At 51.2% G+C, this 22,658-nt stretch carries 19 protein-coding genes; 9 read left to right on the top strand and 10 right to left on the bottom strand.

Going from position 1 to position 22,658, the window contains the following annotated elements; translation table 11 throughout:
• The first annotated feature begins 42 nt into the window (after positions 1–42).
• Complete coding sequence (locus tag PYRFU_RS07675; RefSeq protein ID WP_014027093.1) at positions 43–570, top strand: SAM-dependent methyltransferase; 528 nt, start codon at positions 43–45, stop codon at positions 568–570.
• 10 nt (positions 571–580) lie between these two features.
• Here PYRFU_RS07675 and cysS read toward each other — a convergent pair whose 3' ends face one another.
• Complete coding sequence (gene cysS, locus PYRFU_RS07670) at positions 581–2,026, bottom strand: cysteine--tRNA ligase (RefSeq protein WP_014027092.1); 1,446 nt, start codon at positions 2,024–2,026, stop codon at positions 581–583.
• A 73-nt stretch (positions 2,027–2,099) separates the two neighbouring features.
• On the bottom strand, positions 2,100–2,780 hold the full coding sequence (locus tag PYRFU_RS07665; protein ID WP_014027091.1) for a LysE family transporter: 681 nt from the start codon (positions 2,778–2,780) through the stop codon (positions 2,100–2,102).
• A 135-nt stretch (positions 2,781–2,915) separates the two neighbouring features.
• Between PYRFU_RS07665 and PYRFU_RS07660 the strand changes: the two genes are divergently transcribed.
• Both PYRFU_RS07660 and PYRFU_RS07655 read left to right on the top strand, forming a co-directional pair.
• Entirely contained in the window at positions 2,916–3,992 is a 1,077-nt protein-coding gene (locus PYRFU_RS07660) for a radical SAM protein (protein ID WP_014027090.1), read from the top strand.
• A 35-nt stretch (positions 3,993–4,027) separates the two neighbouring features.
• Positions 4,028–6,001 carry a GNAT family N-acetyltransferase gene (locus PYRFU_RS07655; protein ID WP_014027089.1) on the top strand — a complete coding sequence of 658 codons (1,974 nt, stop codon included), beginning with the start codon at positions 4,028–4,030 and terminating at the stop codon, positions 5,999–6,001.
• 5 nt (positions 6,002–6,006) lie between these two features.
• Here PYRFU_RS07655 and PYRFU_RS07650 read toward each other — a convergent pair whose 3' ends face one another.
• Positions 6,007–6,465, bottom strand: a complete 459-nt coding sequence (locus PYRFU_RS07650) for a DUF488 domain-containing protein (protein ID WP_014027088.1) — start codon at positions 6,463–6,465, stop codon at positions 6,007–6,009.
• A gap of 95 nt (positions 6,466–6,560) precedes the next feature.
• On the opposite strand from PYRFU_RS07650, the gene PYRFU_RS07645 reads away from it, so the two are divergent.
• The 4 genes from PYRFU_RS07645 (at position 6,561) to PYRFU_RS07630 (ending at position 12,553) form a co-directional block, all read left to right on the top strand.
• Positions 6,561–7,085 carry a THUMP domain-containing protein gene (locus PYRFU_RS07645; protein ID WP_014027087.1) on the top strand — a complete coding sequence of 175 codons (525 nt, stop codon included), beginning with the start codon at positions 6,561–6,563 and terminating at the stop codon, positions 7,083–7,085.
• An 85-nt stretch (positions 7,086–7,170) separates the two neighbouring features.
• Positions 7,171–8,670 (top strand): ATP-binding protein, encoded by a 1,500-nt coding sequence (locus tag PYRFU_RS07640; protein WP_014027086.1) that lies wholly within the window; start codon positions 7,171–7,173, stop codon positions 8,668–8,670.
• Positions 8,671–8,675: 5 nt separating this feature from the next.
• Entirely contained in the window at positions 8,676–9,830 is a 1,155-nt protein-coding gene (locus PYRFU_RS07635; protein WP_014027085.1) for a metallophosphoesterase family protein, read from the top strand.
• Complete coding sequence (locus PYRFU_RS07630) at positions 9,827–12,553, top strand: AAA family ATPase (RefSeq protein WP_014027084.1); 2,727 nt, start codon at positions 9,827–9,829, stop codon at positions 12,551–12,553. The genes PYRFU_RS07635 and PYRFU_RS07630 overlap by 4 nt, the downstream gene beginning before the upstream one ends.
• On the opposite strand, the gene PYRFU_RS07625 is transcribed toward PYRFU_RS07630, so the two are convergent.
• The 3 genes from PYRFU_RS07625 to PYRFU_RS10040 all read right to left on the bottom strand — a co-directional run bounded on the left by PYRFU_RS07625 (position 12,550) and on the right by PYRFU_RS10040 (position 15,805).
• Positions 12,550–13,746, bottom strand: a complete 1,197-nt coding sequence (locus PYRFU_RS07625; protein WP_167827900.1) for a hypothetical protein — start codon at positions 13,744–13,746, stop codon at positions 12,550–12,552. The genes PYRFU_RS07630 and PYRFU_RS07625 overlap by 4 nt on opposite strands.
• 113 nt (positions 13,747–13,859) lie before the next feature.
• The gene (locus PYRFU_RS07620; RefSeq protein ID WP_014027082.1) at positions 13,860–14,708 is read right to left on the bottom strand and encodes a hypothetical protein; all 849 of its coding nucleotides are present in this window, start codon (positions 14,706–14,708) and stop codon (positions 13,860–13,862) included.
• On the bottom strand, positions 14,702–15,805 hold the full coding sequence (locus PYRFU_RS10040; protein WP_014027081.1) for a DUF711 family protein: 1,104 nt from the start codon (positions 15,803–15,805) through the stop codon (positions 14,702–14,704). The genes PYRFU_RS07620 and PYRFU_RS10040 overlap by 7 nt, the downstream gene beginning before the upstream one ends.
• 179 nt (positions 15,806–15,984) lie before the next feature.
• On the opposite strand from PYRFU_RS10040, the gene glnA reads away from it, so the two are divergent.
• Positions 15,985–17,403 (top strand): type I glutamate--ammonia ligase, encoded by a 1,419-nt coding sequence (glnA, locus tag PYRFU_RS07610; RefSeq protein ID WP_014027080.1) that lies wholly within the window; start codon positions 15,985–15,987, stop codon positions 17,401–17,403.
• The gene (locus PYRFU_RS10035; protein WP_167827899.1) at positions 17,394–18,137 is read left to right on the top strand and encodes a hypothetical protein; all 744 of its coding nucleotides are present in this window, start codon (positions 17,394–17,396) and stop codon (positions 18,135–18,137) included. The genes glnA and PYRFU_RS10035 overlap by 10 nt, the downstream gene beginning before the upstream one ends.
• Here PYRFU_RS10035 and PYRFU_RS07600 read toward each other — a convergent pair.
• The 4 genes from PYRFU_RS07600 to PYRFU_RS07585 all read right to left on the bottom strand — a co-directional run bounded on the left by PYRFU_RS07600 (position 18,112) and on the right by PYRFU_RS07585 (position 22,641).
• Complete coding sequence (locus PYRFU_RS07600) at positions 18,112–19,614, bottom strand: UbiD family decarboxylase (RefSeq protein WP_014027078.1); 1,503 nt, start codon at positions 19,612–19,614, stop codon at positions 18,112–18,114. The genes PYRFU_RS10035 and PYRFU_RS07600 overlap by 26 nt on opposite strands.
• Positions 19,601–20,494 carry a UbiA-like polyprenyltransferase gene (locus tag PYRFU_RS07595; RefSeq protein WP_014027077.1) on the bottom strand — a complete coding sequence of 298 codons (894 nt, stop codon included), beginning with the start codon at positions 20,492–20,494 and terminating at the stop codon, positions 19,601–19,603. Before PYRFU_RS07595 ends, PYRFU_RS07600 begins: the two co-directional genes overlap by 14 nt.
• A gap of 107 nt (positions 20,495–20,601) precedes the next feature.
• Positions 20,602–21,876 carry a BPG-independent phosphoglycerate mutase family protein gene (locus PYRFU_RS07590; RefSeq protein WP_014027076.1) on the bottom strand — a complete coding sequence of 425 codons (1,275 nt, stop codon included), beginning with the start codon at positions 21,874–21,876 and terminating at the stop codon, positions 20,602–20,604.
• Positions 21,877–22,014: 138 nt separating this feature from the next.
• The gene (locus tag PYRFU_RS07585) at positions 22,015–22,641 is read right to left on the bottom strand and encodes a VIT1/CCC1 transporter family protein (protein ID WP_014027075.1); all 627 of its coding nucleotides are present in this window, start codon (positions 22,639–22,641) and stop codon (positions 22,015–22,017) included.
• Between the last annotated feature and the right edge of the window lie 17 nt (positions 22,642–22,658).

The raw sequence follows: 22,658 nt of genomic DNA, 5'->3' as shown, positions 1-22,658 counted from the left end.
AATCTACCCCCCAAATACGCTCTCGTATTTCGGAGGACAACCGTGAACTACAAGGGCTCAGTCGTAGCTAGCGTCCCGTGGGTTCCCACAAACGACGAGGTTATTGAGAAGCTTATAGAGGTTCTCAAAGAGCATACAATGAAGCTAGGACGCGGCCTCTTTGTCGACATTGGCTGCGGCGACGGCAGAGTAGCTATCGCTGTAGCGCAGAGACTAGGTCTACCCACATTATGTGTAGAGGTAAAGGCGGAGCTTGCCGCGCGGGCTAGACGCAATGTTGAGCGCGCGGGTGTAGGCCATTTAGTAGATGTTCTTCAAGGCGACTTCTTCACATTCGATTTCTCTCGCGCCAAGTATGTCTATATGTACCTGCTGCTCTCGGTGAACACAAAACTCGAGCCAAAGTTGAGAACCGAGCTCAACAAAGGAACCCTGGTAATCACCCTTGATTTCCCGATACCAGGGTGGAAGAGTGTAAAGCAAATAGAACTCGACCATAGAAGCTGGCAACGACGTCTCTACGTGTATCTAAAAGGAGTGTCCGATGATCATACCCCTGCTTTAACCTAGGCTATTCATGTTAACTCTCCTTACGCCATACCGTCTTCTCGCCATAGTCTAGTAGCCTTATGCCCAGTTGTCCTAGCTCAGCGCGTATCCAATCAGCAAGCTCGTAGTCCTTCCTTTTCCTTAGCTTAGCCCTCACCTCTACTATCAGGTCAACAAGCCTATCAACTAGCTGCACTTCGGCTGGCGCCACGCCAGTGATTATGTCATCGGCTATCGCGAATACCTCGTTGAACTCGCGGAAGGCACGATAAGCTAGAGTGAGCGCCGTGTATATCGGCTTCGAGCTTAGCTCGCTATTCACAAACGAGACAAGCTTGTTTATCGCGGCTAGCGCCTTTGCCGTGTTGAAATCATTGCTCATAGCTTTGTGGAACTCGTGCCAATAGCCCAGGACTCTCTGTACAAGCGCCACCTCCTTATCGTCAAGGTGGTAGCTAGGCTCGGTTTCACGAAGCAACCTTCCGGTCAACTCTATGGTTGATCGTATTCTCTTCAACTGGCGTTTGTATTGCTCGAGAGATTCCTCGTTAAAGTCGAGCGGCGTACGGTAATGCGCACTTAGGAGCCATAGACGTAGAGTCTCTGGACCCCATTTCGAGAGAGCCTCCTTCACCGGGATTATGTTGCCGAGACTCTTGCTCATCTTCTCGCCGCGTACAGTGAGGTACCCAGTGTGAAGCCAGTACTTGACCCAAGGCCTCTTACCGAATCGCGCCTCGCTCTGTGCCCTCTCGTTCTCATGATGCGGGAATATGAGATCTTGACCGCCACCGTGTATCTCGAACTGGTCTCCAAGGTATTTTGAGGACATGACACTACACTCTATGTGCCATCCAGGTCTCCCCTTGCCCCATGGCGAGTCCCAGCATGGCTCGCCGGGTTTACACGCCTTCCAGAGCGCAAAGTCGAATGGGTGCTTCTTCTCCCTGAGATGCTCCTCCTCTTGTCTCCAAGCTTCTGGACTCTTATGCCCACTTAACTCTCCGTACTCGGGGTACGTTGTGACGTCAAAGTATACACTACCGCTTGGCGATACATAGGCATGACCCTTCTCTATCAGTACCTGTATAAACTCGATAATCTCCTTGATGTGGTGTGTGACGCGAGGGTGTAAGTCAACGTTTATTTTTAGTTTCTCTAGCATCTCCATATAGTCTCGTGTGTATCTCTCGACTATCTCGCGCCAGTCTACACCCTCCTCACGAGCCCTGTTGATTATCTTGTCGTCAATGTCGGTAATGTTCTGCACATGTATCACATTATAGCCTCGAAGACGTAAATACCTCTTTATCGCGTCAAAGGCTACATACGTCCGCGCATGCCCAAGGTGCGTATAGTCATAGACCGTTGGTCCACACACGTACATACGCACAAGGCCCGGCTTGAATGGTTCAAAGTCTTCAAGCCGCCTACCTAGAGTATTGAGCACTTTTATCCTTGGAAGCTCGAAGCCCAACACAATAATTCGGCACCAGGCGCCTATCTAGAGCAGAGGTTAAAGATGGTTGCTGTTTTAGATGAGGCAAGCCCTAGAATGGCAGCACACGTTTTGACGTAAACGTGCGGAGCATCATGTCAGCCGCGAATAACAGTAGTAGTCCTGCAAGTATGATTAGCAGTGCGGCGTAAGGGATTACGCCTAATATCCTCGCCACGCCGCCACTTGCAGCAAGCAAACCAAGCCACAGGTAGTCCATCCACACGTGCGCTCCGTACATTACTGCAAAGCCGGTCGTGCCATGCCTCGCCGTCTCGCGTACTATTGGCAGTGCTACAGTAACCCACCATAGGAGGAAGTACGCGTTGCCACCAGTTAGTATGATGCCCGTTAGCACGGCTTCGAACATATTTGCAGCTGTTAGCCCCTGAATCCCACCTACTTGAAAACTCCTTAGTATATCCAGAGCGTCTCGCAACAGCATAGCTGAGAAATAGACCAGGAACACAACAACACTTACAATGAGGTATTTTTCATACCTACGCACTATGCTCTCAACTCTCTCGAAACCCTTGGTTAGCAACGCTACATAAGGTAGCTCGAATAGCATGTGTCCCAGTGCAACAGCTAGTCCACCTGCAAGACCGAGTCTTGCCCCAAGCGCTATAGCTGAGATGGATAGAGGCCCGGGGCTAAGCGCACCCGATGGCGAGATTAGCAGTGTCTTGATGGCCAGACTGCGTAGACCGTCGCCGTTACCCCTACCTGTCAATCCTTATACCCCGCACACGAGCATCATTCACGGAGTTTAAGTAGTAGGTGGTGCAGTACGCCCCTGCGCATAGACGCTAACCTGGTTAGGCAAGTTTGGAAGCTTAAGGAGGAGCTGCGTGACAAGATAGCTGCTATGCTAGACGAGAAGGAGATACGCGAGGCTCAGAGCGATGGACACGCTAGACGCGAACCTCGACCCTGCGGCATGACGATACACACTGGTATAGGGTGCAAGTTTGGCTGCGTATACTGCTATGTGCCGGATATGGGTTTCCCGATGAAGCCCCGACCATATCCTCTGAATGGTCTACAGCTTGTCTACGCGTTGTTGTCCAATCCGTTCTTCGTGCCAGGGCCTTACGGCACACTACTAGCATTCGGTTCTGTGACCGAACCGTTCATGGAGGAGACTGTTGAAAGAGCATTGGAGTACCTGGAGGCCACCTCTAGGTACCTGCGCAATCCCATTCAGCTATCCACCAAGGCATACATCGATGAAAGCCTTGCAACTGAGATACATCAACGTGTAGAGCCTCACGCTGACTTCCTAGTCACTATAATAACACTGCGTTTATGGAAGCGGCTTGAGCCCAACACGCCCCCACCCGAGAAGCGCTTCGAGACTATATCTAACCTCTCTAAGATAGGGATCCATGTGACACTATTCCTGAGGCCCATTATACCCGGCGTTACCGACAAAGAGGTTCCCGAGATACTAGCCAGGGCCAAGGCTGCTGGCGCCGCGGGTGTAGTGCCAGGCTCTTTGCGAGTCACTCCAGGCATACTACACAGGCTTAAACTAGCCGGGATAGACACGCGCATAATTGAGGCAAGACTTCCTCGAAGACCACGCAGTCGACGAGACCAGGTGACGATAAAGGAGCGTGACTTGAAACGAATGGTTGAGGCCTATGCTGCTAAAGTCGGTCTGCGCGTCTATCCATCATCCTGCTCTGCCAACGTAGATTCACATGGCATTTCGTGCTACGCTTGTAAATGGGGGCCGTGCGGCAATCCCCACGATTTACCGGAGGTAACTAGAGATGGTATCGAAGAGCTTGGAGAACTTCTTGGTCTTGAGGTGGTCGATGTTAGAGTCGGGCAGAGCGTTGTACGGGTCTCGTTCCGAGGGCGCGTCGATGATAAGAGACTACGGGTGATGAAGAATTGGGTTGAGGCTCTCACTAAGCGCGCATTTGTAAGAGCTTAGATGACCCGTCCTGTCAACCCTATTGGGGTCGCTGGTTGCACCAGGACCTGCCTATCCTAGTGCCATTTGAGGCGAGAGTCGTCTCCGCTATCGTGCCGCGTGTGGGTTACCGCTGGGTTGGCGGTCTTGTAGTAGAGTATAACGGCGTAAAGATTCACCTCTTGATGCCAGCCGCTGTAGCTAGATGGTTGTCGCCTGGCGAGAAGGTACGAGTTCGCATTCTGGAGGAGCCTACTAGGATAGATGGCGCCTATATCGTACCGCGTGACGCTTACGAGCTCGATAGGTGGTGGGATGGTGAGTGGGTAAAAGTATGGCCTCCGTGGTCCAAGTCGGCTAGACTTGTCCGTTACGACCCACTTAGGGGTGAACCACTCTACGAGTATCATGTAGTCGCAAGAGAGGCCATAACCGAGAGCGATTACCGCGAAATTGTGAGCCTAGAGCAGTATCATTACGCTAGTAAGGAGGAGATAGTCGCAATCTGGAGATGCCCCGTTTGCGGGAAGTTCTTCGAGAGTAACGTGCAGCCTATATGCCCCGAGGACCGCGTACCCGCCAAACTGCAAGAGATACGTGGTAGCTTACCCAGCTCTAGGTTTCTAGTTCTAGAGCTTGTCAATCGTCGGCCTTACGAGCCACGAATAGTTGCATACGTGAGGATCGACACGCCCATCCCGCTCATGCATCGACGCATAATCGAGAATGGCGTTGTTAAAGTTGAGAAGTTTATACGAGAGAGGGTGTTCCCTAAGGACTGGTTCCACCCGACTTTCTGGCCATTAGCTTATTCAAAGAGGCAAGCCATAATTGCAAGGTATCGCGAGCTACTCGGATTCTACAAGTCAAAGAGGCTTGCGCGAGCCGCGGTAGGCGAGGAGATAGCTGAAGAGGCGTTGAAGAGGGCTAACACAGCTGCTGCAAGAATAGCGCGTGTAGTGGTACATCCAGACTATCGTGGCGACGGGCTAGGTGTGCTGGCCGTAAAGATGGCTCTAGAGTGGGTGCGAGAGAGGCGCGTACCAGAAATGAAACGGAGAAAGCACGTGGTCGAAACGATAGCACAGATGGCGCGCTACAATCCCTTCTTCGAGAAGGCTGGCTTCGTCTATATGTGGGACACTGCTAGTGGCAGACCTGTGCTGATGTACCCTCTAAGCGACGAGGCTAGAAAGAGAATAGAATGGTTCCTACGTACTGATCCTTACGCAAGGAGACATGGAGGTAGACTCTATAGGCCCAGGTATGGCCGTGTTGAGCCGCTAGAAGCGCCAGTTAGACTGGTTAAAGTGACTAAACTTTACCGTAGTGAGCTAGACTTGTCTCGCCTGCCGCCAGAACTGCAAGAGATACTGAAAGCCTTTGGCGTTGAAAGACGCGTAGTAGAGAGACACGTGCTACGCGACGTCAACATCGAGATAAACCCTGGAGAGGTCGTTGTAGTCATAGGCGCATCTGGCGCCGGGAAGACAACACTACTACGAATGATAATTGGGGCCGCCGCGGGCATAGACCACCCCGATTACAAGCCTAACGAGGGTAAAGTCGAGGTACCGAGCAACACGAGAATAGAGTACCTACTGCCCGGCGAGCATGAACCAGAATTCGGCAACGAGACGCTACTCGAGCACATAACTAGGAAGACTGGCGATCCCGCCCTCGCCGTCGAGATCTTAAACGCCGTTGGCCTCTCGGACGCCATATTTTATCGAGCTAGATTCGCCGAGCTGTCAACAGGTCAGAAGGAGCGTGCCAAGCTTGCCAGCCTGCTGGCATCAAAACCCAACCTCCTTGTGATAGATGAGTTCGCTGCACACCTTGACGCGTTGACTGCACAGCGTGTAGCTAGGAAGCTAGCACAACTAGCGCGCAACGCGGGTATCACACTAGTGGTGGCTACAAACCGCGCCGAGGTCATCAAAGCACTATCGCCGGATAAGGTAATCTTCGTAGGCTATGGTACAGCCTACCCAGTCAAATACGACGAGTCGATACTACGCAACATCTAGCCAAGCTAGTAGCACTCAACACTCTCTTCTATACCGACATGCTCTTCAGTAAATCCATGGGACAGTACGTGTACCACACGGTAACCGCGCCGATGCAGGCTCTCTGCTACGAATCTCCTATGACACCTCCACCACTCCATCTCAGCGCATAGCAGAACGGGATTCTTTGAAACATCTAGTATCTCTAGAAGCAGCTTGATACCCGCTTTATACTCGCGAGTACACATGTACTTTGTGTAATCTCCCACTGTTTTACCGCCTAGCAGCCACCCGAGCCAATAGTAGCGTATACCACGCTCATACAACACTCTAATCAACACCTCCTTGTTGAACCAGGGGTACCGCCTGCTACGCGGGAAGCGCCTAAGGTCTACTACTGCGTCGGCTTCGAGCCTCCTTAGTATCGAGAGGAGTTCGGCAAGACTTCGTCTTGAAGTCCCTAGCGTGTATACCGTTCTGCTCACGCCACTCTCCTAGGGGATACATCCATGTATGCAAAGCTGAGAGAATAGGTTATGCACCAGTGAAACGCGCTAGGGCCATTTGGAGGTCGTGAATTGTGAAATTGTTCAACTTGATAGTGGCGCATACGCCCGGCAGGAGTGGATACATGGAAGCCCTTAGATACCTCCAGGCGTATATACCTGGACTACGTGTATACTATACTAGACAATCCATTATTTTGGCGAAGGTTCCAGACCCATACGCTGCCGTGGAGACCCTTAAACACAAACTACCGCCAGACTCGCCGATACTGCGCGTCATTCCGGTTGATGAGGTGACAAGCCCATATATAGAGGATGTGCTCGAGGTGGTGAAGAGGCTTTATCCTAGACGCATACCACAGGACGCGTATTTCGCCGTGAAGGTTGAAGGCAGACTGATGAGGCGTAGCGGCGGCGAAGTTGGAAGACTGGAGGCGCAACGAGAGATAGGGGATATTGTGGATAGGCCAGTAAGGCTTAAAAACCCGGACTTCCTCATACTTGTGAAGGTTGTCAGACTCCAGAGCGACCTTGTATACGCGGCTGTTATGATAGCACCTCCAAGTAGTATCTACAGCAAGGCTTCCGCGCAGAGCTAGTATCCATCTTTAAACGGGATTACCGGCTCGTAACAGTACTTGCTGGGTGTAGCGGGGAGGCTGACTATAGAGCATGGAGGGTGCTGTGGAGGAGCGACCCCTTGGCTATGTGCTCGATGGCGCAACCCCAGTGAGGGCTACATTTGTCTCCTCGGAGCCCCCAAAGCTCGGAGATTATGTTGTCATACGGTCTACCGGGATAGAACTGCTGGGGTTCGTTGAGAACATTGGAGCAAAGAGTGTGATGCTTGCCACTACACACTCTGTTAAGGAGCCTAGCTTTATTCAACGCCTAAACGAGCTAAGACTTAACGGCGATACTTTCTTCGAAGCGAGAGTAAGGATAGTCGGCGATGTTAATGACCCGGAGTTTAGGAATCCCAGGATACCTCCGCCTCCTGGCGCCCCAGTTTACCCCGCGCCACGCGAGCTACTAGAGAGGATATTCGGACCTGGCAGCAGAGGATACATACGTCTCGGCGTTCTCGCGGCACGACCCGACGTGCCCGTCTATGTGGATGTTAACAAGATGGTTACTAGACACCTTGCTATACTGGCTGTGACGGGCGCCGGCAAGAGTAACACTGTCGCCGTGATAACTGATCGTATAGTGCGCATGGGCGGTACAGTACTCATACTAGACTTCCACGGTGAATATGTCGAGAGTGATATTGGAGGTGGGCGAGTCAACGTCATAGAGCCTAGGTTGAATCCACGCCACCTCAACATAGCCGAGCTCATGATACTCTTGGGGATAGAGTCTAGGTATTATCACCAGGAGCGCATCCTCCGCAAGGCGTACGCGAGAGCACGTGAGTCTAACGAGGCTTTCTTGGATGCACTTCGCAGGGCTGTCGAGCAACTAAGAGGCAAAGAAGAGCCTAAGGCACTCGCAGCTGTCCTCAACAAGATAGAGGGTCTCATAGAGAGGTATCGCGACATTCTCGATGAGGAAGCCGGCGATATGCTGTCTAGGCTTAGGCCGGGTTTCGCTAACGTCCTAGACCTTAGCAGGGTAGACGAGGACGCAGCCGACGTTATAGCCAGCCATATGCTGCGACGGATACTCCAGGCTAGAAAGGCGCACCGCGTCACGGGGAACGGCCTACCATATCCGATATTCATTGTCGTCGAAGAGGCTCACATACTAGCGCCTAAGGATGAGGACACTCTATCTAAGTACTGGTTGGCCAGGATAGCGAGAGAGGGTAGAAAGTTCGGAGTCGGCCTCTGCCTTGTTAGCCAGAGACCAAAGAACCTCGATCCGGATATACTAAGCCAAGCTAACAACAAGATAATCCTCCGGATAGTCGAGCCCAGCGACCAGAGATACGTCCAGATGGCAACCGAGACTCTTAGCGACGACCTCCTGGAGCAACTGCCGAGCCTCAATACCGGCGAGGCTATAGTGCTAGGCCCAATGGTTAGGATGCCGACTCTTGTACGCATAGACCTCTATGAGGGTAGGAAGGGTGGCACCGATCCTGACGTGGTTGGAGAGTGGCTTACTGCCAGAGAAATGCACCAGGAGCACAGTCAGGACCCGGTCTTGGATCTTATAGAGGAGCTTACGATGAAGAGGTGAGTAGCTTGCAGAGTGTCATTGTAGCTCATCTTGCCGATACGCACCTAGGGTACCGCCAGTACAGCATATATGAACGCGAGCTTGACATCTATGAGGCGTTTAGCGAGGCAATCTCGAAGATCATAGAGGAGAGAGTGGATATCGTAGTTCACGCTGGCGACTTTTTCGACACCTCGAAACCCCCACCACAGGCTATACGTGTTGCTATTCGCGAGTTGAGGAGGCTGCGTGAAGCCGGTATACCAATTGTCGCTGTGCTGGGCGACCACGATATACCAAAGAGGAGGGGCGAACACCCACTCTCCGTGTTAGAAGAAGTTGGGCTTGTGAAAGTATTGGGCGTCTCCAATGATGCTATGATATCCTTACGGGTGCGCAATGGAAGCGAAGTTCTTGTTGCAGGCTTGCCGCACCACAGGAAGACTGCTGTTGACAAGCTCCGTCTGCGGCTGGCAAGTCTAGCTAACCCCGACTTTAACGGCCCTAAGATACTCGTGCTCCACCAGGGCCTTGAGGGGTACTCGCCCGAACCCGAGATAGCGGTAGACGAGCTGCCAAGGGGCTATAGCTACTATGCATTAGGACACATTCATAGGCCAAGTACTCTCCGTGTAGGTGAAACCATAGGCGCTTATCCTGGCTCGCTCGACGCGCTTCGACTGGATGAGGCCGAGTATGAACATGGATTCGTAATAGCTGAGGTTGATTCAAGAAGCGCCTACACATACCAGGTTAAGCTTGATAACCTACGTCCTCAACCCCTGTATCTAATTGACTATGAATCCCTGGAGGAGGAGTTGCGTAGAATAGCATCAACCTTGTCCGGTTATCAGAAGAAGCCGTTGCTACACCTCGTTATACGTGGAAGGAAGATCGATAGGCAGAGGGTATACAGGCTAGTGCAGATGTTGCTGGGTGATAAGACGCTATACACTCACCTCCTCATAGATGAAATTGTTGATGAGACTAGTGGTGTTAGAGTTGAGCCAGACGCGAGACTAGACAGGTTCGAGCTACTGGTAAAACTGCTTGGCGACCGCGAATTAGCCAAGCTAGCCGATGATATTATAGAGAAGGTTGCAGCAGGAGCACGCGACTATGAGATACGCCTTGTTGTTGAAGAGTTCTTCAAGAAGAGGTATGGAGGTGGAACCCAATGATAATCCGGGGTGTCGAACTGATAAACTTCCTTAGCCACCGTCATACTAGACTCGAGTTCGATACGGGTATAGTCGCTATAGTTGGGCCTAATGGTGCTGGCAAATCTAGCATAATCGATGCTATAACCTTCGCGCTTTTCGACTTTCACAACCGCGGCAAGAGCAATAAGCACCTTGTTAGACTTGGCGCCTCCTATGCACTTATTCGTGTATGGTTCGAGGTGGGTGGCAAGAGGTTTCTCGTTGAACGTAAGTTAGACGCTAGCGGTAGAACACAAAGCGCTATCCTAGTTGAAGAACTGGGAAACACGAGGAGGCTACTGGCACGTGACGTTAGGAGTGTAGTAGCTGAGGTTGAGAAGCTCCTCGGCGTACGTAAGGAGGTTGCAAGGGTTGCATTCATAGCTCAGCAGGGAGAACTCGCAGAGATAATTGAGAGTAGCCGTCGCAAGGAGTATGTGAATAGACTGCTAGGACTCGATGCCATTGAGAAAGCATATGAAAAGATACGCTTCGTACTACGTGAATGGCAGTTACGCGAGCGCCAAGCTAGGGACGTTCTAAAGTTTCTCGAAAACGAGCTGAAACGCATTAAGGAGCGTATGGAGGAGCTGAAAGGAGTAGAAGAGGAATTTGAGAGGCTTCAGCGTGAACTAGAAGCAGCAAAGAGAGAAGTTGAGAGGATTAAGAACGAGAGGTCAAGAATTGAAGATAAGGTCAAAGAGCTGGAAGCAAAATCGTACATACTCGAGTCTAAGAGGGAGGAACTCAAAAGACTTGAAAGTGAAAAAGCAGATGTGCTCGAGAGACTCGCCACTATCGAAGATAGTATCGCAGAGCTGGCGGAGTATGAGAGTGTCGCTGCACACCTAAACCTCCTTCGAGAGGCTGTTAACACCGCCAACGAGTTACGCTCTATCGCGAAACGTATGGAGTCTTTAAAGAGACGAATCGAGGAGTATGAGCAGATTCGCAAGGAGTACGAGGAACTGAGGAGCGAGTTATCAGAATATGAGAAGATGCGTGAAGCGTACGAGAAGGCCGTTAGCCTTGAGGAGAGAGTACGCTCTCTCCGCGAGAGGTTACAGAATCTACGAAAACACAGAGAAGACCTGCAACAAAAACTGCGAGACATCGAACAGAACATAGCAGCTATGGCACGCAAACTCCTCAACATAAGAGCTGGCGTAGTTATCGATATCGGTGAAGTCGTATCCAGGCTGGCCAGTATGGAGGAGCAACTGAAGTCACGTATTGATTCTATGCGGGCTCGTATCGATTCATTAACTCGTGAGAGAGGCAATATCGAGTCAAAGATACACGATATAGAGGAGAATATTGTGAAGCTTGCATCCGCACACGGTCGGTGCCCACTCTGCAGTAGGCCTTTACGAGACGAGGAAAGACGTGACCTCATACGTAAGCTGCGATTCGAGAAGGAGGCGCTTAGAGAAAAGCTGGAGAGAATACGCTCTGAACTCGCCAAGCTGAGAGTTGAAGTGGAAAAGCTAGAGAAGATGCTGAGAGAGTACAGCGAATACAAGAGCAGACTAGCTATGCTGATGGGTTACTATGAGCAGCTGAAGGGCGAGCTTAGCCGCGTAGAGAAGGAGCTACGCGACATAGAAGAGCAATTGAAAGAGTCTAATCTCGAGTTGATGAGATTGCGAGAAGTTATGGAGAAGTACCGTATACTTGAGGAGAAGAGAGCGCGCCTACAAGCATTGGAAGGCAAGTTAGAGACACTAAGTGTCCTCCGCGAAGAGTACGAGGAACTTGAAGCACAAGCTCTATCGTTGTACGAGAGGCTCGAGGATATATCCGATAGACTTGGAGTCAGTCTTGACAAACTCATAGAGATTGATGAAGATACCGTCTCTGCCATAGAAGAGAAAATCCGGATGCTTGAAAAGCTAAGGAACGAGCGAGACCAGTTACGCGCTCTACTCGAACAGTATGATACACGGATAAACGTTCTTCGAGAAGAGATAGCTAAGCTCGAACAAGATATTCAGCCATTAGAGTCGTTGAAAGCTAGGCTTGAGGAGCTTCGCAAAGCAGAGCGTGAATTAGAGGATTACATCATGCGGTTAAACCAGGAGATCGGAGCCGCCGAGCAAAAACTGAAGGAGTACAAGAGGTTAGAGAAGCAACATGAAGAATATGAAAAAGAGATTGAGAAACGACGCGCCGAGTATGAGAAGATATCAAGATTCGTGCGTGACCTTGAACGCGTAAAGAACGCACTTAGCCCACAGGGTCTACCACGACTTATCAGGATACTTGCACGGAGCATGATAGAGAGGCATGTTAGAGAAATTCTAGCCAGATTCAATATCGAGTTTGTGGACGTCAAGATAACTGATGACTACGATGTTATACTGGTAACGCGTTATGGCGAGAAGAACTTCCGCATGCTGAGCGGTGGCGAGAAGACCGCATTGGCACTTGCCTTCCGCATCGCATTTGCCAGGGTACTGGCAGGCCGCGGCAGAGTCAATACACTGATACTAGACGAGCCGACAATGTACCTCGATGAACATCGTAAACGCGAACTAGTCAACATACTGAGGTATGGCTGGCACGGCGGTGGTAAGATACTACCACAACTCATCATAGTCACGCATGATCGCGAAATCGAGGATGCAGCCGACCAAGTGATTGAAGTTGATAAAAGCTCATCGGGCGAGAGCCGCGTCAAGATAGTTACTCCTTTAGCCTAGCGCCTCTGCCTCTTCCTCGCTAATATCACGGCTAGAAGCGACAGAGTTACTATTGAGCTAGACACCCCCGCCAATACAACCAGTGTACCATTACCACTACCACTCTCTTCAGCGGTTTCCATAGTGCGATTCACGCTGCCCCTCTCTGCTAGTACGAGCTTTGCTATAACCACCTGAGTACCGCCATTTTCAGGCTTTAATCCTGCTACGTAAACGCTGCCTTCCGGTGTCACCACGACACTCGTTACACGCGTTGTGTTCGCCCATCGAAGCATATGCACATACTCCACGTTGGTGTTATTCAATTGTACGATTGCCAGGATGCCTATTTGCTTGTTATTTGATTCGCCGCTACCTCCAACGATACAAACATCGCCCATGCAATCAATTGCTGCAAAATTAACGTCTTTCAAGCCAGGAGTGTTTATCCTAGTCAATGTTGTTCTACCGTCGCGTGTTATGATTAACACTGCCGGTTGTACCGGCGGCGTCAGTGTGACACCCATAACTACACCAATATAATCAGTCTCGTCGAGTATCACGGGTGCCAGCGGTATTGGTGTGAATCTCTTCTCCTGTATCTGAAGGAGTGGGTCACTTTTAATCGTGAATCCCGTTATCGCTCCGGTCATGTTATCGGCGTAGCCTAGTACTAGGATGTCGCCAGTCACTAGCTGGTAGACTGATGTGAAGTAGGCGCACGTGTATAACTTGCCACCAAGCTGTTGATAGATTCTGTCCTGTACAAACTTATATCCTGGTGCAAAGACGTACCCGCTTACGTTACCCGCTAGTATGCTGGTTAATGGCCCCTTCAATGCATATATTATTGCTAAAGCTCCCCGCGCCTCACAATTCCCTATGAAGCCCGTGAGATACACTACGTTGCCATAAACCTTCATCGAATATGGTATCATAACTACCTTGTTGAGTCTGCGAGCTACGAGGGCACCGTCACGGTATAGCCATATAGTCGCTATAGGCGTACCATTAGCAAGTTGCACGTAACCATAGAGTAGTATACCTTCGCTGCTTGGTGTACACCCCGTTATCTCACTCCTTATGCTATCTTCCAATCCCGGCACAGGAATCGGTTCAATACTGCCACCACGAAGATCCACTATTCCAGCATAAGCTCTTGGCGGTGAACCCACATAACCTGCTACAAGCAGCTTATCCTCACCTACCGGCATGATGCAATATATACTCGCATTGTCGGGGATTGTGACTCGCACTGTGGTTTGGAGGTATAAGTCATAGCTATGTTGAGCTGCTATTGCTAGTTTAACGCTTGCCAGCATGTATACTAGAACGGTTGCAAACAGTATGGACATAGTGATGCATAGCCTACCGCTCGGCATGCTTCATCTAGCCTCCAGCTCCATTCGCGTCTCACAAGCTTCTCAACAGCAAAAACTTCCCCGCCACAATCTATCATTAACCTCACTATACCATACCCTCCTCCTCCTTGGGGCCTTACATGAACATCTCTACCCTCTACCTTAACTAACACTGGCTGAGGCTCACCCGAGTCATCGGCACCAAACGTTTTCGCCCAACAACGCACACTCGCCGACAACCTTTCGCGTGCCACACCTCTCCTCCACTCAATCTCAGGCAGACACTCATCCTCAGCACATACAGTGTTAACCGCGTGTAAAGTCGCGCAGCCGGAGCCCCCAAGAAGCAGTCTATACTCCAACTCGACAAGCCTAGAATAGATTCGGTTAGCAGGGCGGAGCGGATAAGCCCATAATAGCTCGTGCGGCATTCTTACAGCGCCATCCCTATTCTTTACCAACAACTGTGGATAAGCGGGACCATCTACCATCGTGTACGCTGTGTCTGTAATCACAATAGTAGAGTCTCTATCCGATTGTACTAATGATAGACGAGGATCGTGCTCATAGACTATAGAGTAGTCTACGAGAGTGTAAGGTTGCTGCGGCTTTGGTAGTGGCACGTCAGCTGGCACGTAGTAACGGTTTACATCAAGACTGACGGTATACTCCACGCGGCGTGGCCCGCTACTCGCGTCTACGATACCCACTGGTGTAATGAAAACACCTCCATACACTTCGAGATATGCACGGAGTGTTAGCCGCTCTCTGCCGAGTAGCTCAAGACGCCCCCTTACTTCGTAACTGTTCACCACCAGGCCACCGGTACTTTACCAAACTCCCCAAGGCTTATCCAGTCGCCTGGCTGCGCCCCCTCAATCATTATCAGCCTAAGACCTATGCTCAGCCCCTTTAGCTTGTACACCGAGTGCATATCCCTTACGAGACCGACAAGCCCCTCCTTCGTCATATTATCGCCAACCACTACCATGTCCACGCCTGCCACACACACTGTCGAGTATAGGAGCAAGTCCCTGACGCGAACCAATCCTTCTCCAACACGCTCCTTGAGAACGTTGTCCTCGGCCACGGGTAGCATAACCTCGTTGAAACCTACAGCGTCAAAGCTGGATGCTATACCTCTAATCACTCTGTTTAGCTCACGTATCACTGTCAACGTGCCTGGCGAGCCTAGCTTCCGTTCATCCATCAACCTCTCTATCAGTCTTGCAACACTCTCGTCCATCCATGGGGATAGAGATGCGTCAAGCCCATAGTATTCGATACCTAGACGCTCTGAGGCCTCGCGCGACACCTCCTCTATGACGGAGAACACTCGAGTCGAGATGTATCGTATCATTTCGATGCTAGGCTCCTCACCTAGGGATGCTAACACATCGTCAACGTATAGCGCTGCTACTGCAAACCCCATTCCACTTCGCGTCTGCACTGCTATCGGGAAGTAGGGGGTAAGCGGCCACGATGCACCAAACACTATGGCTAGTCTCGTGGGCGCCATTATATCCCGCTTAGAAGCCTCCATTATTAGCTCAGCAGCTCTTCCTGCGTATTCAACTCTAGGTAGAAGCACTGAACCATACACGCCAACTTCGATCGCATCAACAAACCTTTTAACATCGTCTATGCTTCCCACGTTAAGATGCACCGCTGCAATATACTTGACACCGTTAGCCTCAGCAGCCTTCATCGCAGCTTCAGCCACACGGACTGGATCTACTCCTTCTGGAAGAGGAGGGAGAGCTACACGAACACTCCAGACTTCAATACGTTCGCGTATAGCATCCGCTATCTCGTTTGCCTTCACGGCCGCATTCTCAACGTAACTTGATATACTCTCGCTACTCCACTCGCGTGGCGACACAAATACCGTAACTGCCCTTACACGTGCCACTTTACACCGCCGTTCTGTGGCTAGCATGTTGGAGGCATGATAAGCATTCGAGAGGGTTGCTGGCTAAAGCTCGGCTATCACGTAATTCGTAGTGAGAGAAGCGGAACAAGTGTTCGATCTACACGACATTAGTGTTTAATGTTTGTGCGGCTGGGCCGAGAGCCCGGTGGAAAAACGCCATGAGTGCAGCTGAAGTGCTTGAAAAGCTTAGGAGGTTGAGCGAAAAGGGTGTTAGGTGGCTTGAGGTTCACTTTACCGACCTAAGTGGCAGACTGAGAGCATTCACCGTTCCACTCCATGAGATAGACGAGAAGGCCATTGAGAGGGGTCTAGGACAGCTTGACGGTAGCAGCGTCGAGGGCTTCACGACCATTGCTGAGAGCGACCTTGTCGTCAAGCCGGACTTCTCAACGCTAGTAGAGCAGCTACCCTGGAACCCCAAGAAGGCACGCGTTATCGCCGACATCTACCTGAGCATGGGTAGAGGCAGATTCAACCGCGACCCAAGGTACATCGCGCAGCGCACTGTAGAGTATCTCGCAGAGCAGGGTTACAGGGCGTACTTCGGCCCAGAGGTAGAGTTCATGCTACTAGACAGCCTTACCATAGACGTCTTTACCCCAGCCGCAGGCATAAGCTACAGCGTCAGCAGCCGGGAGTCACCACTAGAATCAAGCCAATACTTCCAGATGTTCAAGAAGGCGTACCACACACCAACCCCCATCGACCAGCTTGCTAGCATACGCGAGGAGATAGCCGAGGTACTCGAGGACTACTTTGGATTCACTGTTGAAGCCGCACACCACGAGGTAGCCGCTACAGGCCAGATAGAGATCGACTTCCGCTTTGGTGAGCTAGTTGAGACTGCAGACCGCGTCATCACTCTCAAGTACGTGGCTAGGAACATTGCTGCAAAGTACGGCATGGTAGCTACATTCATGCCGAAGCCCATTTCTGGCGACAACGGCAACGGTATGCACACTCACGTGAGCCTATGGGACAAAGATGGCAAGAAGAACCTCTTCTATGACCCGAACGACGAGTATGCAGAGGTAAGCCAGACAGCACGCTACTTCATAGGCGGTCTTATTGAGCACGGGCGCGCACTAGCAGCACTCGTCGCGCCTACGACAAACAGCTATCGCCGTCTAGTCCCAGGCTTCGAGGCACCAATATACCTAGTATGGAGTAAGGCTAACAGAAGCGCAGCTATTAGGATCCCAGTGTACTACAAGGGCGAGGAGAAGGCCAAGCGCATCGAGTTCAGACCACCAGACCCAAGCTGCAACCCATACCTAGCCTTCGCGGCAATAGTGCTAGCCGGCCTAGACGGAATCAAGAAGAAGATTGACCCCGGCGACCCAGTAGACAAGGACGTCTACCACATGTCTCCAGAGGAGAAGCGCCAGCTAGGCATAAAGGAGCTACCCAGGAACCTCGAAGAGGCTCTCGACGAACTAGAGAGTGACCACGAGTTCCTAAAGCCGGTGTTCGACAAGGACGTGATAGAGACCTACATTGAGCTGAAGAGGGAGGAGGCGAAGACCGAGAAGCTATACCCCAACCCAATAGAGGTATACATGTACGCGTGGATATAATGAGGCGCGAGGAGCTACTAGTAGACAATACGCTATCATCACTTGTTTCTTCTCACACACTCTCAGCACTTTTTCTCGAAGCCCTCCTAGATATCGATATACACTGTGTAGCTTCGAAGGCAGCAATAGAGGGAGACAAGGCTAGTATATTATACCATTGTAAACGCGAGCCTAGTCAAAATGATATTGATGAAGTACTCGCTTTTATCGAGAGAGTTACAAGGTTACATGTTAATGCTCTCCACGTTAGTGAGCCAGCTAGGCACGAGCTAAGAAGCCATGTGGAACACCTACATGAGGCTAGGCTTTACTTCCGTGAGCTTGTGTTGAAGACTCTGAAACCCTATCTCGCTGTAAACCGGGAGTACATGCTTGTACTTCTCTGGCGCGGTATTGGCGTTATAGCGGAGGGCGAGAGAGATAAGGTGCATATACCTGGCAGCCGTTATGTTGCAACTGCGCATACACATCCAGGCAGTCTGTGTTTACCGTCTGGACGCGATCTCGAAGCAGCAGCAGCACTGTTAGCTGATGGTGGCTGTTGTACCGCTATACTAGCACCCTCGTGTCTACTACTCATTGCAAGGAGAGATACTCTGAGCTTGGACGATTACGACACGCTTCTTGCCCTAGCTAGGCACGTTGACAAGATGAGCTTTGAGAAGTTACTCCAGAAACTCTCGATGCTCGCATCAACCTCAAAAACGATTACAATCCAGCTCCTGAGCCTTTAACGTCCTTTACAACACCCTCTTTCTCGAGTACCTTTCTTATACGTTCTACTAGTTCGTCTGGAACGCCTACCTCTTCGGGCCACTCTACTCCCATATTCTCCTCGGGTAGCTTACGAGTCGCATCTATCCCAAGCTTGCTACCATACCCTGGCACAGGGACCGCTGGATCAAGCTCATCTGTCGGCGTACCGGGTATAACTATCACATCACGCTGCGGATCGACATGCGACGATACTGCCCAGATAACTTGATTAATGTCATGCACGTTCACATCATGATCAACCACGATTATTATCTTTGTGAGCGATAACAAGCCGAGCCCCCACAACGCCATCATAACTTTCTTTGCATGCCCAGGGTACCTCTTCCTAATCGATACTATAACCATTCCTTGAAAGACGCCGTGTGGAGGGAAGTTTATGTCGTGTACCTCCGGCAACAATGTCTTTATTATTGGCAGGAATATTCTCTCGACAGTCTTGCCTATCACCGCATCCTCTAACACAGGCTTTCCCACAACGGTGCCATAGTAGACGGGTTCTTCGCGAATGTATATCCTTGTAACCCGCATAATCGGGAACTTCCTACGAGGCTTATCGTAGTACCCCCAGTGGTCGCCGAATGGCCCTTCATCAGCCAACTCGTTCGTAACATAGCCCTCTATTACTACCTCAGCTGAAGCTGGCACCTCAACACCATTGTCCAAACGATAGACTTCTATGCCCTCGCCGCGCACAATGCCAGCAAAGAGCAACTTGTCCATAGGGTAGGGTACTGGAAACGCACCGACGAGAAGCGTTGCAGGCTCAGCACCTATCACTATGGCTGCTGGTATCTCCTCGGCACCCTTTTCTCTCCACTCGTTGTACGCTTGCTGCCCCCTCTTATGAAGCTGCCAGTGAACAACGAGATCCCTCTCCCTAACCATGACACGGTAAACACTCATAGTTGTTACGCCGGTCTCGGGGTGCTTTACGATGACTAGAGGGTATGTTAGGTAAGGTCTGGGTTCGCGAGGATACTGCCTAAATGCTGGAATGACTCTAGCTATGTCGCTGATAGAGTTTACTTCAATTACGTTCCGGGTGAAGGCAGCACGTCTTGTGAGCTTGGGGGTATAACGCCCTATTTCAAGCGCGTCACGTAGCTTTCTAAGCTTCTCTGTTAACGTGAGTGGAGGCTGTCTCCATGCTAGAGATACTAGCCTCCATCCTATATCCTCCAGGTTTTCCACACCCAACGCTAACTTGACGTACTCTATGTTAGCGAATATGTTGCCTGCAACTCTCCATCCTGGATAGCCCTTCACGTTTTCAAAGAGAACTGCTGGGCCCCCGCTGTACATTACCTGCCGTAATGCCTCAGGTATCTCGAGATCCGGTGACAGAGAGGTACGCACGCGTCGCAATAACCCGCGCTTCTCAAGCTCCTCTAGATATTCGCGGAGGTCCTGAAAGACCAGCTTAGGCCACCATATCTAGCACAAAGCCGGGTAGGGCGATGAACCCCACGGCTAGATTCATGTTGAAAGCTTTCGGTATATTATCTGTACTTTTGAGCGCAAGTAGAGATGCACCTACGGCCACTGTACCGGCGGCTAGGCTGGTTATTGCCGCAAAAATCCCGGAGTACAAGAGTGCGCCCAGTGTCCATAGGCTTGCAGCTAAACACTCCAGCATCACAGCTATTTTGAGTGCACGCTCAGGGCCGAGGAGGGCTGGTATACTGCCGAGGCCTATCCTTTTATCGAACTCGTAGTCCATGGTCGAGTATATCACGTCGAAGCCGGCGACCCAGAGAGCGACCCCAAATACTATGAGCCATGGCGCGTTACTGAGAGAAAGGTTAGCACCGGTACACGACGTGCTACACATGCCTGCAACCCATCCGCCGAATACGGACATTCCCAGGACTAGCCCTAGATGCAAGTGAGGCAGTGGATGCACACGCTTTGCATAGGGGTAGGATAGGGCTAGCAGTAAGAGCGGCGTCGCGTAAAGCAGAGCAGGTATACAGATAGAGTATGCTGCGGCGAAGTATAACATGATTGCTAGCAATGTAATTGCCAGCGCTTCGCGCGTCGACACTATGCCCGTTACAACGGGCCTTTTGCTAGTACGCGGGTTTAACGCGTCTATATCGGCATCTGCGACATTGTTGAAACTCATTGCTGCTGCACGTAAACCGAAAAGCGCGAGATAAGACAATGCGTAGATCACCGGGTTTGTAGCACGCGCAACCAAAAGCCCTATGGTGGCAAAGGGTAGGCTGAATAGCGTGTGTTCTACTCGCACCAATCTCGCATAAACACTGAGCTTTGAAAGCCTAGTTATTCTCCCGGGATCCCATACCCGCAAGGCTCAAACACCTGCCGCTCCGTCGTATCCTACTGGATGCTGAGGTGGACCGGAGACTAGCCCCGCATGGGGGATGCCGAAGCTGTCCGGGCGCTGCTGAGCACCTCTCACTTCCATCCTAGCTTCTCGACAGTAAAAGGCAGGAGTTGCCACCCATGCTCTAACTTGATACCATTCTTGCAAGCACGTTCATTGAATACGCCTGGACCTCCACTGAACCCTTTCCACGATAGAATGAAGGGTACTGGGTCGCCACTATGACTCTTCAGCGGCCATGGTGTAGCGTGGTCTGCAGTAACGAGGATTGCTACTCGTTCGAGATCAACCTTCTCCAGTAGTGGCGCCACGAACAGCTCATCTATCAACTCAACAGCCTTCTTTTTACGCTCAAAGTCGCCGTCGTGACCAGGCTCGTCTGGACCTTTCAGATGAACGTAAACTACATCAGCCTCTTCTAGGCCGCGCAGCGTGGCATCTAATCGCTCTGGGAGGTCACGCCTAAGATCACCGCTGGGCGGGTTAACCTCAACTATCTTCATGCCAGCCGCCTTAGCTATTCCACGCTCAACGGGCATCTCCACAACGGCGGCAAACTTGCGACCATAAATGTCCTGCAGCTTCGGCATACGTGGAAGTCTTCCACCCGCATCACGCAGTATGACGGCATTAGCTTTCAACAACCCCTTTCTTTCTCTCTCAACGTTGATGGGGTGCTTAGAGAGCACTTCTATTGCACGCGCAACGAATTCGTCAACGAGCCTACATGTTTCCCTTGCCTCTGGCGCATCGACAAGTGGTTTACACTTCCTTAGCCTCATGTCCGGGTTTGGCACTGCAACCGAAACTAACCCTTTCCTTACATAGGCGGGGTCGATATTCTCGACTTGATCGCTAAGTCTGTTCACTTTACTACCTATTATCACAACAACCCTATGACCAACAGTTGCTCGAACCCTAGCGTAACCGCCCCCACTCAGCTCCATTCCATCCAGAGATTCTGCAAGCTTACGCGCTTCCTCACTCGTCAGGCTACGCCCAACACGCCTATCGATTATCTTCAGGGTGGACTCGTCAATGGTAGCGAAGTTGCCTCTAAATGCCACCTCGTAACCCTCTTTGATCTCCAGCCCGGCCCCAAGCGCTTCAAGTGGACCTCTACCTGTATAGTACTTCTCTGGCTCGTACCCTAGTAATGAAAGAACAGCAACATCACTTTCCGGTGCCACACCGGGAGCAACAGGATAGACAAGCCCATAGACAGCGTGTTTTGCGAGAGAATCTAGTGCTGGTTTTTCAGCCGCCTCTAGGGCTGTGGGCTCGTGCTGCGTTATAGAGTCAGCGACGCCGTCGAGTACAAGAAAGATTAGCTTTTCGGGCTTCATGGTGGCAACCCCCGTTGCCCCACAATCCGACGCCCAGATTAATACCGGAGTCTTGGACACGAATCCTACAAAGGGCCGATGAGGTATTCCGGCGGAGCTGAACGATGATGCACTCTTCGCTGGCCTGAGGCCCGCACATTAACCGACTATCAACTTGAGGGTGCTCATGAATAGTGTGGCGCCAACCCCTATCGACAGAAAGCGTAGACCGCTTAGCCAAGGATTCTCGCCACTAATCTTACCCATGTAGAAGCCAAGCGTGTACATGAACACGAGTATCAGCGATATCGAGGCTGCAATGTGATGAAGTGTAACAAGAACACCTGAATACGCTGCTAGAATGAAGGGTGTTGTTGAGAGTAGCGGCGGTAGCGTTGCACCCATAGCGCTCCAGAAGGCAACGTATATGGGTACCAGGCGCGCCGCGCGCCAGTATACGCTACCCTCAAGACTATGAAGCATAACACGTTCTGTTTCGCGCAGCTCTCTAAGCCTCTCAGCACGTTCCGATAGATATGTTGCTACGAAACCACTGAAAAGCCCCATGACACCCGACCCGCCTGCAACGGCACCTATGTACGATTGCGGCACGCTCATTCCCGCTATGTACAATCCAAGTATAATGCCCAGCGCCGATAATAGACCGTCAAAAGCATTGGTTACGAACATACGTCTGGCTATGCTCTCTGCACCAACCATTGAAGCGAGACGTGGTATCTCGCGAATGGTGCGAAACAGTTTGGCTATGGCGTGCAAAAACCTCAAGGCGCGCCTATACCACC

The sequence above is a fragment of the Pyrolobus fumarii 1A genome (genome assembly GCF_000223395.1).
Taxonomy (GTDB): Archaea; Thermoproteota; Thermoprotei_A; order Sulfolobales; family Pyrodictiaceae; genus Pyrolobus; species Pyrolobus fumarii.
Note: the sequence above shows the minus strand (reverse complement) of the source record. Positions and strands in the feature narration are given on the sequence as shown.